Annotated in this window: 19 protein-coding genes; 11 read left to right on the top strand and 8 right to left on the bottom strand. The window is 59.6% G+C overall.

The genetic code is table 11. The annotated features are described in order from the left end of the window. Positions 1 to 496: 496 nt before the first annotated feature. Entirely contained in the window at positions 497 to 778 is a 282-nt protein-coding gene (locus ACYZUM_RS17155; RefSeq protein ID WP_025113131.1) for a GNAT family N-acetyltransferase, read from the top strand. A 62-nt stretch (positions 779 to 840) separates the two neighbouring features. Here ACYZUM_RS17155 and ACYZUM_RS17150 read toward each other — a convergent pair whose 3' ends face one another. Beyond that, complete coding sequence (locus tag ACYZUM_RS17150; protein ID WP_003226802.1) at positions 841 to 1,917, bottom strand: 3-deoxy-7-phosphoheptulonate synthase; 1,077 nt, start codon at positions 1,915 to 1,917, stop codon at positions 841 to 843. 129 nt (positions 1,918 to 2,046) lie between these two features. Next, positions 2,047 to 2,490, bottom strand: a complete 444-nt coding sequence (locus ACYZUM_RS17145; protein ID WP_041069521.1) for a PilZ domain-containing protein — start codon at positions 2,488 to 2,490, stop codon at positions 2,047 to 2,049. On the opposite strand from ACYZUM_RS17145, the gene ACYZUM_RS17140 reads away from it, so the two are divergent. The 5 genes from ACYZUM_RS17140 (at position 2,489) to cysB (ending at position 6,458) form a co-directional block, all read left to right on the top strand. Further along, a complete protein-coding gene (locus ACYZUM_RS17140) occupies positions 2,489 to 2,875 on the top strand; it encodes a thioredoxin family protein (protein WP_473060903.1) in 387 nt (128 codons plus the stop codon). The two genes, ACYZUM_RS17145 and ACYZUM_RS17140, sit on opposite strands and share 2 nt — an antisense overlap. Next, positions 2,876 to 3,832, top strand: coding sequence for a putative 2-dehydropantoate 2-reductase (locus ACYZUM_RS17135; RefSeq protein WP_222018754.1), 957 nt, complete (start codon positions 2,876 to 2,878; stop codon positions 3,830 to 3,832). 30 nt (positions 3,833 to 3,862) lie between these two features. Next, positions 3,863 to 4,768 (top strand): 5'-nucleotidase, encoded by a 906-nt coding sequence (locus ACYZUM_RS17130; RefSeq protein WP_041069529.1) that lies wholly within the window; start codon positions 3,863 to 3,865, stop codon positions 4,766 to 4,768. Between the two features lie 98 nt (positions 4,769 to 4,866). Beyond that, entirely contained in the window at positions 4,867 to 5,370 is a 504-nt protein-coding gene (locus ACYZUM_RS17125) for a universal stress protein (RefSeq protein ID WP_041069532.1), read from the top strand. A gap of 113 nt (positions 5,371 to 5,483) precedes the next feature. Further along, positions 5,484 to 6,458: an HTH-type transcriptional regulator CysB gene (gene cysB / locus ACYZUM_RS17120; RefSeq protein ID WP_007908591.1), complete on the top strand. Its 975-nt coding sequence runs from the start codon at positions 5,484 to 5,486 to the stop codon at positions 6,456 to 6,458. A gap of 9 nt (positions 6,459 to 6,467) precedes the next feature. Here cysB and ACYZUM_RS17115 read toward each other — a convergent pair whose 3' ends face one another. Both ACYZUM_RS17115 and ACYZUM_RS17110 read right to left on the bottom strand, forming a co-directional pair. Next, positions 6,468 to 6,950 carry a GreA/GreB family elongation factor gene (locus ACYZUM_RS17115; protein WP_041069537.1) on the bottom strand — a complete coding sequence of 161 codons (483 nt, stop codon included), beginning with the start codon at positions 6,948 to 6,950 and terminating at the stop codon, positions 6,468 to 6,470. A gap of 2 nt (positions 6,951 to 6,952) precedes the next feature. Beyond that, entirely contained in the window at positions 6,953 to 7,363 is a 411-nt protein-coding gene (locus ACYZUM_RS17110; protein WP_041069540.1) for a hypothetical protein, read from the bottom strand. 124 nt (positions 7,364 to 7,487) lie between these two features. On the opposite strand from ACYZUM_RS17110, the gene earP reads away from it, so the two are divergent. Continuing rightward, a complete protein-coding gene (gene earP, locus ACYZUM_RS17105; protein WP_473060902.1) occupies positions 7,488 to 8,630 on the top strand; it encodes an elongation factor P maturation arginine rhamnosyltransferase EarP in 1,143 nt (380 codons plus the stop codon). 48 nt (positions 8,631 to 8,678) lie between these two features. Continuing rightward, positions 8,679 to 9,248, top strand: a complete 570-nt coding sequence (locus tag ACYZUM_RS17100) for an elongation factor P (protein ID WP_003226785.1) — start codon at positions 8,679 to 8,681, stop codon at positions 9,246 to 9,248. Between the two features lie 190 nt (positions 9,249 to 9,438). Here ACYZUM_RS17100 and ACYZUM_RS17095 read toward each other — a convergent pair whose 3' ends face one another. The 3 genes from ACYZUM_RS17095 to ACYZUM_RS17085 form a co-directional block, all read right to left on the bottom strand. Then, positions 9,439 to 9,858, bottom strand: a complete 420-nt coding sequence (locus tag ACYZUM_RS17095; protein WP_108183405.1) for an organic hydroperoxide resistance protein — start codon at positions 9,856 to 9,858, stop codon at positions 9,439 to 9,441. Positions 9,859 to 10,203: 345 nt separating this feature from the next. Beyond that, entirely contained in the window at positions 10,204 to 10,668 is a 465-nt protein-coding gene (locus ACYZUM_RS17090; protein WP_473060901.1) for a MarR family winged helix-turn-helix transcriptional regulator, read from the bottom strand. A gap of 83 nt (positions 10,669 to 10,751) precedes the next feature. Beyond that, the gene (locus tag ACYZUM_RS17085; protein WP_473060900.1) at positions 10,752 to 11,708 is read right to left on the bottom strand and encodes a LysR family transcriptional regulator; all 957 of its coding nucleotides are present in this window, start codon (positions 11,706 to 11,708) and stop codon (positions 10,752 to 10,754) included. Positions 11,709 to 11,820: 112 nt separating this feature from the next. On the opposite strand from ACYZUM_RS17085, the gene ACYZUM_RS17080 reads away from it, so the two are divergent. Beyond that, positions 11,821 to 12,570: a sulfite exporter TauE/SafE family protein gene (locus ACYZUM_RS17080; RefSeq protein WP_179295022.1), complete on the top strand. Its 750-nt coding sequence runs from the start codon at positions 11,821 to 11,823 to the stop codon at positions 12,568 to 12,570. Here the strand turns inward: ACYZUM_RS17080 and ACYZUM_RS17075 are convergent. After that, positions 12,560 to 13,414, bottom strand: a complete 855-nt coding sequence (locus ACYZUM_RS17075) for a LysR substrate-binding domain-containing protein (protein WP_047295460.1) — start codon at positions 13,412 to 13,414, stop codon at positions 12,560 to 12,562. The two genes, ACYZUM_RS17080 and ACYZUM_RS17075, sit on opposite strands and share 11 nt — an antisense overlap. A 96-nt stretch (positions 13,415 to 13,510) precedes the next feature. Between ACYZUM_RS17075 and ACYZUM_RS17070 the strand changes: the two genes are divergently transcribed. Then, positions 13,511 to 13,732, top strand: coding sequence for a DUF1127 domain-containing protein (locus ACYZUM_RS17070; RefSeq protein WP_041069561.1), 222 nt, complete (start codon positions 13,511 to 13,513; stop codon positions 13,730 to 13,732). A gap of 64 nt (positions 13,733 to 13,796) precedes the next feature. After that, positions 13,797 to 15,023 (top strand): winged helix-turn-helix domain-containing protein, encoded by a 1,227-nt coding sequence (locus tag ACYZUM_RS17065; RefSeq protein WP_473060899.1) that lies wholly within the window; start codon positions 13,797 to 13,799, stop codon positions 15,021 to 15,023. The last annotated feature ends 166 nt before the right edge of the window (positions 15,024 to 15,189 follow it).

Genomic DNA, 15,189 nt, shown 5'->3' with positions numbered 1-15,189 from the left:
TTTTCGAGCAACTTTTAACGGGGCTGATTAAAAAATATCCAGCTGCAAGCCCCTGCCTGAGCGAGTTAATGAGAAAAAGTTCCCGCTGTCACGTGCTGTTTTCGGCGTCTTGCACCAAGTCTGCCTAGATGAATTCGTCTACACTTTTGTTCCGATTTTGCATGACGCCTCACATATCTTTGTCGCTCTTGAGGTGACTTTAAAGAAGAGCCTGCGTCTTAAGTCTCGACATCCGGCAATGTTCAGGTGAGCGCCTCGGGATATGTTCCCCGCGCCTGCCACTACGCCCATCGGAGTTATCCGTACAACCTGCACGATGACGAGCGCACCTTGAGCATTTTTGCCAATGGTGCCTACTATTTATCACGTGCTCGGTTGCGCGAGATCGGTGTGGCTTTTCTCGGTGTCCATCAGGCACGGGGTGGCGTAGATGTTCCTTCGCCGGAAAAACATCGGTAAGGTAGGGGTCAGAATTCAAGACCCGCGAGGAGTAGTGATGAGCGAGGCGTTGTCCATCCACCATGACCAGGCTGGTCATCAGTTCGAGACCAATGTGGACGGTCATCGTGCCTACCTGACCTATATGGATCTGGGGAAACAGACCCTGGATATCTACCGCACCTTCGTGCCCAATGCCCTGCGCGGTCGAGGCATTGCGGCAGCGCTGACCGAAAGCGCGCTGCAGTACGCCGAGGAAATGGGCTACACGGTGATTCCGTCGTGCTCCTACGTCGAGCGCTATATGGAGCGCCATCAGAAGCGCGCTGCGAAAATCTGATCACCCCTACACACAAAAACGCCGGGCAATGCCCGGCGTTTTTTATGCCTGCGAAACGCTGATCAGCTGCGCTGACGCTTAGGCAGCACATCCTTGAGCTTGGCGTGCATGCTGCGCAGGGTGTTCTCGGTGGCGGACCAGTCGATGCAGGCATCGGTGATCGACACGCCGTATTGCAGGTCGGCGAGGTCTTTCGGGATGGCCTGGCAGCCCCAGTTCAGATGGCTCTCGACCATCAGGCCAATGATCGACTGGTTGCCTTCGAGGATCTGGTTGGCGACGTTCTCCATCACCAGCGGTTGCAGAGCCGGATCCTTGTTGGAATTGGCGTGGCTGCAATCGACCATGATGTTCGGCTTGATCTTCGCCTTGTTCAGCGCCTGCTCGCAGAGGGCGACGCTGACCGAATCGTAGTTCGGCTTGCCGTTGCCACCACGCAGCACCACGTGACCGTAGGCGTTGCCCTTGGTGGTGACGATCGACACGCCACCTTCCTGGTTGATACCGAGGAAACGGTGCGGGCTGGAAACCGATTGCAAGGCGTTGATCGCCACGGTCAGGCCGCCATCGGTGCCGTTCTTGAAGCCGACGGCCGAAGACAGGCCGGAAGCCATTTCACGGTGGGTCTGGGATTCGGTGGTACGCGCGCCGATGGCCGACCAACTGATCAGATCCTGCAGGTACTGCGGGGAGATCGGGTCGAGGGCTTCGGTGGCGGTCGGCAGGCCTTTCTCGGCCAGGTCCAGCAGCAACTGGCGACCAATGTGCAGGCCGTCCTGAATCTTGAACGAGTCATCCAGGTACGGATCGTTGATCAGGCCTTTCCAGCCGACGGTGGTCCGTGGCTTCTCGAAATACACGCGCATGACCAGATACAGGGTGTCGGAGACTTCCTCCGCCAGCACCTTGAGGCGGTCGGCGTATTCGTGGGCAGCCTTGATATCGTGGATCGAGCACGGGCCGATCACTACGAACAGACGGTGGTCGGTGCCATCAAGAATGTTGCGAATGACTTCGCGGCCCTTGGTGACGGTGCGCAGCGCAGCATCGCTCAGAGGGATATCACGCTTGAGCTGATCGGGAGTGATCAGGGTCTCGTTAGAGGCGACGTTTAGGTCGTTGATCGGTAAATCAGCCATCGTTTACTCGTCAGGTCACGGGTGCCGGCCGCCAGCGATCCCCGCGCGGCGGAGCACAGCAGATTTAAGCGCGTCGGGGAGCCGAACCTTAGCGCGTCAGACGCGGCTCGACAATGGGCAAGCACCGCTTTAATCCAGCACTGGCTGGGCAAAAGCCTTGCGCACGCTGTCGTGGGAGAACTCGTTGGCGTGTTGTTCGACCCATTGCAGGGCCAGCGCCTGAATATCCTGCAGGTCGTCATGGGCCTCGTTCATGCGGCAATAACGTTCGATCTGGCACACCTGTTCGCCCATCCGGGCGCTGAACAGCGTCTGCTCATCAGTGAACGCGATCCCCACCAGATAGCCCTTTTTGCGTCGCAGGCACCACGCCACATAGCCCGGAAAACAGAGGTCGGCATTGAGCGTCGGCAAGCGCACTTCAAGGGCGGTGCCGTGGCGCCAGGCGCGGTGATAATTGCAAGCGATCCCGCCGAGGCTGATAGTGTGCAGCTGTTGCCTGGAAATACACTCAGGCTTGAGCAAGGTTAATTCAACCGGCACTTCGTCCGGATGAGGAATGAAACGTCCCATGAGCACAGACTCCCTGTGTCGGCCATTTGACATTGTTTCCCCCAGTATAGTGGTCGAATCCGAGCTGACCGATTTCGACGCCGACCAGCGGCTGCTGGCGATGAGCGGTGTTTCGCTGGTGATTTTCACCAGTGTCGGCTGTTCCAGTTGCCGCTATGCCAGAGAGGTGTTGCCCGGGTTCGCGCTGGCGGTGGATCGCCTGTGCTGGATCGATGCCGGCAACAACGGCGGGCTGGTGGAGCGCTATCAGGTCTTTCATTTGCCGGCGCTGTTTGTGGTGCGCGACGGCGAGTTCTTTGGGGCATTGCACACGCGCCTGGCCGCCGCTGCGCTGAACGCGGCCGTTACGCAGGCGTTGAGTCGAATTGCAGAGGAGTTGCCATAGATGGTGGGAGCAGACAGCAAACCGGTGATCGGGATTATCGGCACCGGTGCAATTGGCGGGTTTTACGGTTTGATGCTGGCGCGGGCCGGTTTCGATGTGCACTTTTTACTGCGCAGTGAGTTTTCAGCGGTGGCCGAGCGGGGGTTGCAAGTGGACAGTGCCGTGCATGGCACGCTGACATTGAACCCGGTGCAAGCGTATGCCAAGGCCGAGGACATGCCGGCCTGCGACTGGTTGCTGGTCGGCGCCAAGACCACCAGCAGCGCGGGTCTGGCCCCGGCGATCATTGCCGCGGCCAGGCCCGGCGCGAAAGTGCTGGTGCTGCAGAACGGTCTGGACGTCGAAGACAGCTTGCGTGAGTTGCTGCCCGACTCCCTGCATCTGCTCGGTGGTCTGTGCCTGATCTGCGTGCATCGCGAAGGCCCGGGGCACATCACCCATCAGGCCTTGGGGGCGGTGAACGTCGGCTATCACAGCGGCCCGGCGACGGACGATGCGGCGCGCATGGCGCTCGTTGAAGAGGGCGCCAGTCTGTTCCGCGCCGCGGGCATCGATTCGCAGGCGATGGCCAATCTGCAACAGGCGCGCTGGCAGAAACTGGTGTGGAATATTCCCTACAACGGTCTCTCGGTGTTGCTCGGTGCCGGTACCACGCCGCTGATGGCCGACGCTGACAGTCGCGCGTTGATTCAGGCATTGATGGCTGAAGTCGTGAAGGGCGCCAAGGCCTGCGGTCACGATATGCCGCCCGGTTACGCCGAGTACTTGTTCACAATGACCGAGAAAATGCCCGATTACTGGCCGAGCATGTACCACGATTTTCTGCACAAACGGCCGCTGGAGCTGGAAGCGATTTACGCCCGGCCATTGGCCGCCGCCAAGGCGGCAGGATGTGAATTGCCACGAATCGATGCGCTGCATCGTACGTTGGGTTTCATCGACCGACGCAACACCTGAGTCGGTTTTTTGCGGGAGTGGGGGGAAGGCATGGCCAAGAATATCGATGACAAACTGGTGCTGGCGATTTCGTCTCGCGCCTTGTTCGACCTGAGCGAGAGTCACAAGGTCTACCTGTCGAGCGGCGTTGAAGCCTATCGGCAATACCAGATCGAACACGAAGACGAAATTCTCGCCCCTGGCGATGCGTTCCCGCTGGTGGAAAAACTCCTGAGCCTCAACAGTCGCCTCGACCGCGCCCGGGTCGAGGTGATTCTGGTTTCGCGCAACAGTGCCGATACCGGCCTGCGCGCGTTCAACTCGATTCATCACTACGGGCTGGACATTTCCCGGGCGGCCTTCGTCGGCGGACGCAGCCCGTATCCGTATCTCAAGGCCTTTGGCTGTGACCTGTTTCTGTCCACGCACGCCGAGGACGTGCGCGCCGCACTGGATGCCGGATTTGCTGCAGCGACAATTCTGTCTGGTGGCGCCAGCCGTGCCGCGAGTGATGAGTTGCGCATCGCCTTCGACGGTGACGCGGTGTTGTTCTCCGACGAATCCGAGCGCATTTATCAGTCCGGCGGGCTGGAGGCGTTCCAGGCGAAGGAACGCGAGTCGGCACGCGAGCCATTGCGCGGTGGGCCGTTCAAAGGTTTTCTGGCGGCGCTCAATGCGCTGCAACGCGAGTTCCCGGAGGACGACTGCCCGATCCGCACGGCGCTGGTCACCGCGCGTTCGGCACCGGCCCATGAGCGGGTGATCCGCACCTTGCGCGAGTGGGATATCCGCCTCGACGAGTCGCTGTTCCTCGGCGGTCTGACCAAATCGGCATTCCTCGAAGCCTTTGCCGCCGACGTGTTTTTCGACGATCAGGCCGGGCACTGCGAGCTCGCCCGTGAAGTGGTCGCCACCGGCCATGTGCCGCATGGCATCAGCAACGAAACGTCGATCTAAAGCCCCTGTGCTTCAAGACGTTGCGTCGCACGTCGTAGTCGCCAAGGCACTGCTAAGCTGAATCAAATCTCCGCCATGTTGGCACGCGAGGAGGTCATATGATTCGTTCGATGCTGTATGCCACTGACCTCGGTCTGTACGCACCGTTAGTGATGCAGCATGCCCTGGCACTGGCGCGGACATTCAATGCCGACTTGTACGTGGTGCATGCAGTGGAGCCCATGGGGCTGTTTGCCGAATCGGTGTTGCAGAGTTATCTCGACGAACAGGCATTGAACGAATTTCACAGTCAGGGTCTGAAAACTGTCATCGCCAGTATCGAGCAACGGGTGCTGGACAGTTTTCGCGAAGAGCTGGGCGACGAGGGCGAGCAGGATCTGCAGCGGATTTGCGCGGTTCGGGTGGTGCAGGGCGATCCGGCGCAGGTGATTCTCGACCAGGTGCAGAAACTCTCTGTGGATTTGTTGATCGTAGGCACTCACAGTCACGGCGTAGGGGCGGAAACGCCTTTGGGGCGCACGGCGACCCGGGTCCTGCAATTGGCCAAGGTGCCGGTCTATCTGGTGCCGTTGGTGGAGCGTCGGCGCCGGGGGGATCGCTGAAGCGGGAATAATGGCGTTTTGATAAAAAAGTTCTAGATTTATTCATCAAACCATTAATATAGTTATATACCGTCGCTGATGCCCGTGGCGTCTACCTGCTTTGAGGGATACATATGAAGCTTCAACAATTGCGCTACATCTGGGAAGTGGCGCACCACGACCTCAACGTTTCCGCTACCGCCCAAAGCCTTTACACCTCGCAACCGGGTATCAGTAAACAGATCCGTCTGCTGGAAGACGAACTTGGCGTTGAAGTGTTCGCTCGCAGCGGCAAACACCTGACCCGCGTCACCCCGGCCGGCGAGCGCATCATCACCACCGCGGGCGAAATCCTGCGCAAGGTCGAAAGCATCAAGCAGATCGCTCAGGAATTCTCCAACGAGAAGAAAGGTACCCTGTCGATCGCCACCACCCACACCCAGGCACGTTACGCATTGCCGCCGGTGATCAGCAATTTCATCAAGCAATACCCGGACGTGGCGCTGCACATGCACCAAGGGTCGCCGATGCAGATCGCCGAGATGGCCGCTGACGGCACGGTCGATTTCGCCATTGCCACCGAAGCGCTGGAGCTGTTCGGTGATCTGGTGATGATGCCTTGCTATCGCTGGAACCGTTGCGTGGTCGTGCCTCAGGGCCACCCGCTGACCAAGTTGCCGAAGCTGACCCTCGAAGCGCTGGCCGAATATCCGATCGTGACATACGTGTTCGGTTTCACCGGCCGTTCGAAACTCGACGAAGCCTTCAGCCATCGTGGCCTGACGCCGAAAGTAGTGTTTACCGCCGCCGACGCCGACGTGATCAAAACCTACGTGCGTCTGGGGCTGGGTGTGGGCATCGTCGCCAAAATGGCGGTCGACACCAAGCTCGATAACGACCTGGTGGTGCTGGATGCCAGCGAACTGTTCGAGTCGAGCATCACCAAGATCGGTTTCCGTCGCGGTACGTTCCTGCGTGGTTTCATGTGCGACTTCATCGAGAAGTTCGCCCCGCACCTGACCCGCGAAGTGATGGCCAAAGCCATCCAGTGCCACAACAAACAGGAACTGGAAGAGCTGTTCGACGGCGTCGAATTGCCGGTCCACTAAGTCCCCGCCTCAAAGCACCTCGGTGACAGCGAACTGTTGCCGGGTGCCTGCCACCAGAATCTCCACCTCATCGCCCTCGAGCTTGCCCAGCAGGCTTTTGCCCAGCGGCGAGCGTGGGCTGATGACGGTAATCGGCTGACCCACCACATCGACTTTCAGGCCCGCTGCATCCGGGGCCAGAAACAGCCATTGTTCGCGACCCTTTTCGTCTTCCAGACCAAGCAGGGCGCCGATCTCGATGCCGCGATTTTCGTCGTAGGCGCGCAGCGTCAGGTTCTGGCATAGCGCCAGTGACTGGCGGATTTCCTCGACGCGTTTCGCCTGACCCGCCGCCAGATAGGAAGCCTCAAGTCCGAGGGTGTCGTACTTGTTCTCGGCGATGTTTTCTTCGTGGGTCGCGGTTTCATAAGCGGTCTGCGCGGCGCGCTCGGCGATGTCGAGGTCGGCGCGCAGTTTGTCGAGGATCAGTTGGTGGACGGTGTGTTTGTTCATGATCAATCGCAGAATTGCAAAACGTTGGCGCGGCTCTTTTCGCTCGGCGCAGTCTGGTCCTGTTGCAGCCAGAACTGGCATTTCGGATTCGACTGGTTGCGACTGCTGCCGCGAGCCTGATCCAGGCGTGCCTGCTGCTCGTTCTTGCGCAGGTTCTCTTCGTACTGCTCGAACAGCGGACTCTGTGGCGGTATGTCCGGTTGTACCTGGACGGCCGCTGGCGGCTTGGCCAGTTGCTGCACGGCCTGGGCAACCGGCGCCAGTTGCTCGGTCAACACAAAACGCGAGATCAGCCAGCAGGTCAGGGCGATGGCCAGAAAGCCCAGCCACATGCCCAGAGCAATACTGCCGGTCAGTTGCAACGCGCTGAGCTGAACGGGCAAGGGACGACGTGGGTTGGGACGATAGGGCATGGCTGCCTCCTGGCGGATGATTGCGGGCAAGTGGCGATTGTCGCACGAAGATTAATCGCCGTCGGCTCTTCTGCGCGAGGTCATTTATGCGGACAATCAGCGCTTTTGCCAACGGGAGTCTTGCATGTCGGTACCGAAAACCCGCTGGGATATTTTTTGCACCGTGGTCGACAACTATGGCGACATCGGCGTGACCTGGCGTCTGGCGCGGCAACTGGTGGCCGAACATGGACTGGCAGTGCGCTTGTGGGTTGATGACCTGCGCGCCTTCGAACGCATCTGCCCCGAGATCGACATCCACCTTGCGCAACAATCGCAGCAGGGCGTCGAGGTGTGGCACTGGCCGAGCGACTGGCCGCAGACGGAAGCGGCGGACGTGGTGATCGCCGCATTTGCCTGTCAGCTGCCATCGGCGTACATGGACGCCATGGCCGAGCGGCAACAGCCACCGCTGTGGATGAACCTCGATTACCTCAGCGCCGAAGACTGGGTCACCGGTTGTCACGGTTTACCGTCGGTGAAGTACAAGTCGGTGCAGAAATTCTTTTTCTTTCCCGGATTTCGACCTGGGACCGGCGGCTTGCTGCGTGAAAGCGGTCTGCTTGAGCGGCGTCGGCAATTTCAGCAGGACGCGACTGCACAGCGCCAGTTTCTGCAAGGCTTGGGTGTAGATCGCGTAGCAGACGCACAACTGATTTCATTGTTTGCCTACGAGAATGCCGGGCTGGCCAGTTGGCTGGACGTGCTGGCGACCGATAGCACGCCGACCCATTTACTGGTGCCGGAAGGACGGATTCTCGGTGATGTCGCACGTTGGCTCGGGGTCGACTCTCTGGCCGTTGGTGACCTGAACGTGCGTCAGGCGCTGACGGTGCAGGTGCTGCCGTTCGTTCGTCAGGATCAATACGATCAGTTGCTGTGGTGCTGCGACTTCAACGCAGTGCGCGGAGAAGACTCGTTTGTCCGTGCACAGTGGGCCGGGCGACCGATGCTCTGGCACATCTATCAGCAGGATGAAGACATCCATCTGGACAAGCTCGACGCCTTTCTTGCGTTGTATACGAAAGGGCTTTCGCCGGCCGCTGCCGAGGCGATGAACGGTCTGTGGCGGGCCTGGAGTGCCGGGCAACCGATCGGCGAGCACTGGCTCAAGGCCCGTAAACACGGGTCAGAACTGCAGAAAAACGCCGAGCAATGGTGTCTGGAACAAGGCTTGCAGGCGGATCTTGCCACGGCGCTGGTACAGTTTTACCTAAATTGGATATGATACGCGGCCTAGATTTTTGTAAATCCCATCCAAATTCGGATATTCGCAATGAAAACTGGTAAAGAACTCAAACCCGGTACCGTGATCCGTATCGACAACGATCCTTGGCTGGTTCAGAAAGCTGAATTCACCAAGTCGGGCCGTAACAGCGCGATCATGAAGACCAAGCTGAAGAACCTGCTGACCGGTTACAAGACCGAAACCGTTTACGGTGCGGACGACAAGCTGGACGACGTGATCCTGGATCGTAAAGAAGCCACCCTGTCTTTCATCAGCGGTGACACCTACACGTTCATGGACACCACTGACTACACCATGTACGAGCTGAACGCCGAAGACATCGAAAGCGTTCTGCCTTTCGTTGAAGAAGGCATGACCGACGTTTGCGAAGCCGTGTTCTTCGAAGAGCGTCTGGTGTCCGTAGAACTGCCGACCACCATCGTGCGTCAGGTTGACTACACCGAAGGTTCCGCTCGCGGTGACACTTCCGGCAAGGTGATGAAGCCTGCCAAACTGAAGAACGGTACCGAGCTGTCGGTGGCTGACTTCATCGAAATCGGCGACATGATCGAGATCGATACCCGCGAAGGCGGTTCCTACAAAGGCCGTGCCAAATAAGCACTGCTTTTTACGGAAAGAAAAAGCCCGACCATTGAGTCGGGCTTTTTTGTGCCTGCGATTCCACGTCTACCCCTGAACCCTGTGGGAGCGAGCTTGCTCGCGAATGCGGTGTGTCATTCAACAAACAGGTTGTCTGACCGGGCCTGTTCGTGAGCAAGCCCGCTCCCACAGTGGATTGGCGTTGTTTTCAAACGGTGGTGTGCAGACGTACGTCAACGTTGCCACGGGTCGCGTTGGAGTACGGGCAGACTTGATGCGCCGCTTCGACCAGGCTTTGTGCGTCAGCCTGTTCCAGGCCCGGCAGGTTGATGTGCAGGTCGATGTCCAGACCGAAACCGCCAGGAATCTGGCCGATACCGACGTGAGCGGTGATCGAGGCGTCGTCCGGGATTTTGCGTTTGGTCTGACTGGCAACGAATTTCAGCGCGCCGATGAAGCAGGCCGAGTAGCCGGCAGCGAACAGTTGCTCCGGGTTGGTGGCTGCGCCGCCGGCACCGCCGAGTTCTTTCGGAGTAGCCAGTTTGACGTCGAGGATGTTGTCGCTGGAGATCGCACGACCATCACGGCCGCCAGTGGAGGTTGCGATTGCGGTGTAGAGCGTTTGCATGGTGTGAGCCTCGTTGGGTGTGTTTGTTTGCGCTAATTATTTGCGCGCTAAGTAAGTGCGAAGTGAATGTAGCTCGCTAATGTTTAGTGCGCAAGATAAATTTTGGGAGAAAATCGGATCAGTAATTAAGAAGGGTGACATGGTCGGCTGGAAGGTCTGTTTTAGAGCGGCTGAAGACGTATCAAAGCCAAAAAAATAATTTTCACGTCATCAATATTTTCAGGTCAGCAGGAGATCCTGGTGGGAGCGAGCCGGCTCGCGAAAGCGGTGCGCCAGTCAGCGGAGGTGTGGTGAAAGAACGCTTTCGCGAGCAGGCTCGCTCCCACAAGGGGAAGTCAGGTGGGCTTAGTCAAGGCTGTCTTGCAGATGGCTGCGCAGGGCTTGCAGCTCAGATTGAAGATTCTGCAAGCGTTCTAGGGTGAAACCACTGGCGCCCAAGATGCATTGCGGAACGCTTTTGGCCTGCTCACGAAGAGCCCGGCCCTGCGCGGTCAGTTCGACGATCACCACCCGTTCATCCTCACGGCTGCGGGTTCGGCTGAGCAAGCCTTCACCTTCCAGCCGCTTGAGCAGCGGGGTCAGCGAGCCCGGATCGGTCAGCAGGCGCGTGCTGATTTCTCCGACGGTCAAACCGTCCTTCTCCCACAGCACCATCATCGCCAGGTATTGCGGATACGTCAGGCCAAGCGCTTGCAACAGCGGCTTGTAGACCTTGGTCATCATCAGCGAAGTGGAATGCAGGGCGAAGCAGGCCTGATTGTCGAGCAGCAGGTCTTCGCAGTGGTCGGTGGTGTCGCGGTCGGTGGTCATGTCAGTGCCTTGAACGGTGATGCAGATGAATCTAGCGCTCGAATCTTTAATGCGCCAGACAATTGTGCCCAGTGGCGGATCGGTCAGTGCCGGCCCAGCTCACGTTGCAGGGCTAGATCCCATGGCGGCACGGGGCTGAAACGGGTCTTGAGATATTCCAGCAGCAGGCGGCTGCGGGAGCTGGCCTGTTGCTCCAGCCGCAGCGCATAGATGCCGGTGCTTTCCGGTTTCGGCAGGCCGTTTTCACAGAACAGCGGCAGCAATTCGCCGCGCAACAGGTATTCACTGGCCAGCCAGGTCGGCAGATGCGCGATCCCGAGTCCCGCAAGTGCTCCGCAAACCAACGCCTCGGCGTTGTTGGCGCTCATGCGCACCCGCGCCGGGCGGTGCAATTGCATCTGTCCGTTTTGCTCGAAACGCCAGGCGAAGGGCGGGGCGATGCCGTCCCAATCGAGGCCGTCATGCTCGCTCAATTGTGCGGGTTCGCTCGGCACGCCCCGGCGCTTGAGATAGTCGGGGCTGGCGCAGGCGATGCGCACCATGCTCGCCAACGGAGTGGCCACCAGCCGGGTGTCGGCCATCTGCCCGGCACGCAATACCAAGTCGACCTTGCCCAGGTTTGAACCGTCCATGTCGACGAAGCTGTCGATCAGATGCAGTTGCACATCCAGCCCCGGATACAGCACCAGAAAATCGGCAATCACCGGCGCCAGATGTCGGCGCCCGAACGCCGCTGGCGCATCCACCCGAATCAGACCCACCGGCGCACTGCTCAACGATACGGCTTCGGCACGGGCCAATTGCAGCTCGGCAACGATTCGCCGCGCCCGTTCGGCAAACGCCAGCCCGGCCGGCGTGGCGCGCACCGCATGAGTGCTGCGGATAAACAACTGGCTGCCGACCGCGCTTTCCAGACTATCGATGCGTCGGGCGACGGCGGATGGCGTCAGCGGATGTCGACGCGAAGCCGCAGAAAAGCTCCCGCTCTCCAGCACATCGAGAAACAGCCCAAGTTGTTCGGTCAATTGATTGGGATTCATGAATCAGCTCAGTGCCTATGCGGTTTTGGCACAGCCATTGTGCGTTGCTGTGCGTTTCCGTGCCAGCGCCGACTGCGTAGGATGGGGCGCCTGACGTCTGAGGAATAACGCTGTGATCGAGTTTTTGCTGTACTTGTTGTTTGGCGCCGCCCTCGGCACGTTGGGCGGGATCTTCGGCATTGGTGGCGGGCTGATCGCCATTCCGCTGCTGGGCGTGTGGTTCGGCCTCGATCAACAGATCGCCCAAGGCACGGCGCTGGTGATGGTGGTGCCCAACGTGATGCTGGCGCTGTGGCGTTATCACCAGCGTAATCGCATCGAACTGCGCCACGCGCTGCCGCTGGCGATCATGGGTTTTTGCTTTGCGTGGATCGGTTCGATCTGGGCGGTGGGCATTGATGCGCAAACCATGCGGATCGGTTTTGTCGCTTTCCTCGTGGTGCTCTCGGCGTACAACCTGCTGAAGATGTTCGGCAAAAAACCGGCAGTGAGCTCCGAGATGCGTTACTCATGGCCATGGCTGGGTGTGCTTGGCGCGGCGTCCGGAACCATGGGCGGTCTGTTCGGTGTCGGCGGGGCCGTGGTGGCGACGCCGGTCCTCACCAGTCTGTTCGGTACTAGCCAGGTGGTTGCTCAAGGCCTGTCGCTGGCACTGGCGCTGCCCAGCACCGGCGTGACCCTGGTGACCTATGCGGTGCATCACGAGGTTGACTGGATGATCGGCCTGCCCCTGGCCATCGGCGGTCTGGCGAGCATCAGTTGGGGTGTGAAAGTCGCCCACGCCATGCCGGAAAAACTGCTGCGCGGGCTGTTCTGCGGTTTCCTGGTGCTGTGTGCGGTGATGCTCGCGTTTAAAGTTTGAAGCCTTCGACGATGTGCTCGGCCAGGCATTCGGTGATCGGCGACGGGTTGTTCAGGTTGCGGATCAGCATGATGCTGGCCTCGGGCAGCAGCGGCAGGTCTTCGTTGGCTCCGAGAATACGCATGTCCGGGGTGATCAGGCTCTCCAGTTGCGCGGTTATCGCCAGACCCGCGCTCACCACCGCCATCAGTGCCGACAGGCTGGTGCTGTTGTAGGCGATGCGGTAATCGCGGCCCATCGCGTCCAGCGCATTGCAGGCCCACAAGCGGCAGAAACAATCACTGTTGAACATCGCCAGCGGCAGCGGCGTCTGCTCGTGCGCGCTAAAGTTTTGCGCCTCGGCCCAGACAAAACGCTCTTTGCGCAGCAACTGGCCGATCTCGTTGCCCGGCTCACGGGTGACGATCGACAAGTCCAGATCGGTGCGCTGCAACAGCTGTTTGCTGGACTCGCAATGCACTTCGATCTGGATCAGCGGGTAGAACTGCGCGAATCGCGAGAGGATCCCCGGCAGAAACCGCATCACGTAATCGTCCGGCGTACCGATGCGCACGGTGCCGACCATGTGCGGCTCGCGCAGCGTGTTGAACACTTCGCTGTGCAATTTCAGGATGCGTCGCGCATAACCCAACAGCACCTGGCCTTCGGCGGTCAGACGTACCTGGCGGCCGTCGCGCTCGAACAGCTGGCGTTGCAGCACATCTTCTTCGAGGCGCTTCATCTGCATGCTCACCGCCGATTGCGTGCGGTTGACCATTTCGCCGGCGCGGGTAAACCCGCCCTGATCGGCAATCGCGACGAAGGTGCGCAGGACATCGGTATCGATACTGGGGTAGGCCGACAATTGATGAATCTCCGTGATGAATGCCATCAGAAACATTCGTTGGATTGATCTTAGCGCCAGCGCGAGACTTGAGCCATCCACAAGGAGGGCAACACGATGAAAGGTCAAAGAGAATATGTAGACGACGCAAAATTTTCCGGCCACGGCCATATTGTTTCCGATCTGCTGCACAGGTTCAGCCGCTGGTACGAACTGCACCGTGAGCGCGAGTTGCTCGCCAGTCTGAGCGACGAAGCGCTGAAGGACATCGGGGTCAGCCGTGCCGACGTCGAGCACGAGGCCATCCGGCCGTTCTGGGACGATCCGATGCATAAATGATCAGGGCCTTACTACACAAACCACTTTCAGGTGAGGTAGGTTGCGAGCAGACAAGGAGATGCTCATGCCCGCGACTCTGGCCTTTTCCCTCAAACAGGCGCGACGTCTGGCGCTGGCCGCCCAAGGATTCAACGGGCGCCAGCCGCCAACCGTCAAGGCGTCGCAACTTAACCGGCTGATCGAACGGCTGGGTCTGCTGCAGATCGACTCCGTCAACGCCGTGGTGCGCTCGCACTACCTGCCGCTGTTTTCCCGTCTGGGTTCCTATTCCGCTGATTTGCTCGACCAGGCCGCCTGGAGTACGGGGCGACGTCGCACGTTGTTCGAGTACTGGGGTCATGAAGCGTCGTTGCTGCCATTGAGCATGTATCCGTTGATGGGGTGGCGCATGCAGCGGGCAAGGAATGGCAGGGACATTTATCAGCAACTGGCAAAGTTTGGTCTGGAGCAGCAGAGCGTTGTACGCCGGGTCTTGAGTGCGGTCGAGGAGCGTGGTGCATTGGGTGCCGGCAGTCTGTCGACCCGCGAGGACAAGGCCGGGCAGTGGTGGGACTGGAGTGCGGAAAAGCATGCGTTGGAATGGTTGTTCGCTGCGGGTGAAGTGACCGTGGCCGGTCGCCGCGGTTTTGAGCGTTTGTATGATTTGCCGGAGCGGGTCATTCCCTCCTCGATTCTGCAACAAGCGTTACCTGACGAGGCTGAGGCGCAACGTGGCTTGTTGCTGCACGCGGCGCAGGCGCTCGGCGTCGGCACGGAAAAGGATCTGCGCGATTATTTCCGCTTGAATCCTGCGGATGCGCGACCGCGTCTGGCGGAACTGGTCGAGGACGGGCAGTTGCAGACCTGTGAAGTCGCCGGTTGGCGACAGATTGCCTACTGCCTGCCGGAACCGAAGGTGCCGCGCAAAGTGGTTGCCAGTGCACTGTTGTCGCCGTTCGATTCGTTGATCTGGGAACGCAGTCGCACCGAGCGACTGTTTGATTTCCGCTATCGGTTGGAGATTTATACGCCGCAAGACAAGCGGGTCTATGGCTATTACGTGCTGCCGTTCTTGCACAACGAGCGGATTGCCGCGCGGGTCGACCTGCGGGCCGAGCGAGCGTCGGGGCGCCTGGCGGTGCACGCGGTGCACGAGGAAGTGCCGGGGCTGGATGAAGAGGGGATGCTGGCGCTGGCGTTGAATCTGCGGCAGATGGCCGTTTGGCTGGGGCTTGCGCGGGTGCAGCTTAATTGTCAGCGTGAGAGTGCGGCGCGGTTGCGGGTGGCGTTGGCGCAAATTGAGGGTGCCTGAACGACCTCATCGCCAGCAGGCTGGCTCCCACAGAGATCTTTGAGTGATTTTGACCCCTGTAGGAGCTGCCGAAGGCTGCGATCTTTTGATTTTGTTTTTCAAGATCAAAAGATCGCAGCCTTCGGCAGCTCCTACAGGGATAGAGGTCAATCCATGCCTGCTGGCG

The organism is Pseudomonas sp. m6p (assembly GCF_055760375.1).
The sequence above is the reverse complement of the archived record's forward strand: the minus strand, read 5'-3'. Positions and strand labels throughout refer to the sequence as shown.

Excerpts from the sequence above, each read along its gene's own strand:
- ACYZUM_RS17155 (WP_025113131.1), top strand. The coding sequence starts at position 497 with ATGAGCGAGGCGTTGTCCATCCACCATGACCAGGCTGGTCATCAGTTC.
- ACYZUM_RS17150 (WP_003226802.1), bottom strand. The coding sequence starts at position 1,917 with ATGGCTGATTTACCGATCAACGACCTAAACGTCGCCTCTAACGAGACC.
- ACYZUM_RS17140 (WP_473060903.1), top strand. The coding sequence starts at position 2,489 with ATGAGCACAGACTCCCTGTGTCGGCCATTTGACATTGTTTCCCCCAGT.
- ACYZUM_RS17145 (WP_041069521.1), bottom strand. The coding sequence starts at position 2,490 with ATGGGACGTTTCATTCCTCATCCGGACGAAGTGCCGGTTGAATTAACC.
- ACYZUM_RS17135 (WP_222018754.1), top strand. The coding sequence starts at position 2,876 with ATGGTGGGAGCAGACAGCAAACCGGTGATCGGGATTATCGGCACCGGT.
- ACYZUM_RS17130 (WP_041069529.1), top strand. The coding sequence starts at position 3,863 with ATGGCCAAGAATATCGATGACAAACTGGTGCTGGCGATTTCGTCTCGC.
- ACYZUM_RS17125 (WP_041069532.1), top strand. The coding sequence starts at position 4,867 with ATGATTCGTTCGATGCTGTATGCCACTGACCTCGGTCTGTACGCACCG.
- cysB (WP_007908591.1), top strand. The coding sequence starts at position 5,484 with ATGAAGCTTCAACAATTGCGCTACATCTGGGAAGTGGCGCACCACGAC.
- ACYZUM_RS17115 (WP_041069537.1), bottom strand. The coding sequence starts at position 6,950 with ATGAACAAACACACCGTCCACCAACTGATCCTCGACAAACTGCGCGCC.
- ACYZUM_RS17110 (WP_041069540.1), bottom strand. The coding sequence starts at position 7,363 with ATGCCCTATCGTCCCAACCCACGTCGTCCCTTGCCCGTTCAGCTCAGC.
- earP (WP_473060902.1), top strand. The coding sequence starts at position 7,488 with ATGTCGGTACCGAAAACCCGCTGGGATATTTTTTGCACCGTGGTCGAC.
- ACYZUM_RS17100 (WP_003226785.1), top strand. The coding sequence starts at position 8,679 with ATGAAAACTGGTAAAGAACTCAAACCCGGTACCGTGATCCGTATCGAC.
- ACYZUM_RS17095 (WP_108183405.1), bottom strand. The coding sequence starts at position 9,858 with ATGCAAACGCTCTACACCGCAATCGCAACCTCCACTGGCGGCCGTGAT.
- ACYZUM_RS17090 (WP_473060901.1), bottom strand. The coding sequence starts at position 10,668 with ATGACCACCGACCGCGACACCACCGACCACTGCGAAGACCTGCTGCTC.
- ACYZUM_RS17085 (WP_473060900.1), bottom strand. The coding sequence starts at position 11,708 with ATGAATCCCAATCAATTGACCGAACAACTTGGGCTGTTTCTCGATGTG.
- ACYZUM_RS17070 (WP_041069561.1), top strand. The coding sequence starts at position 13,511 with ATGAAAGGTCAAAGAGAATATGTAGACGACGCAAAATTTTCCGGCCAC.
- ACYZUM_RS17065 (WP_473060899.1), top strand. The coding sequence starts at position 13,797 with ATGCCCGCGACTCTGGCCTTTTCCCTCAAACAGGCGCGACGTCTGGCG.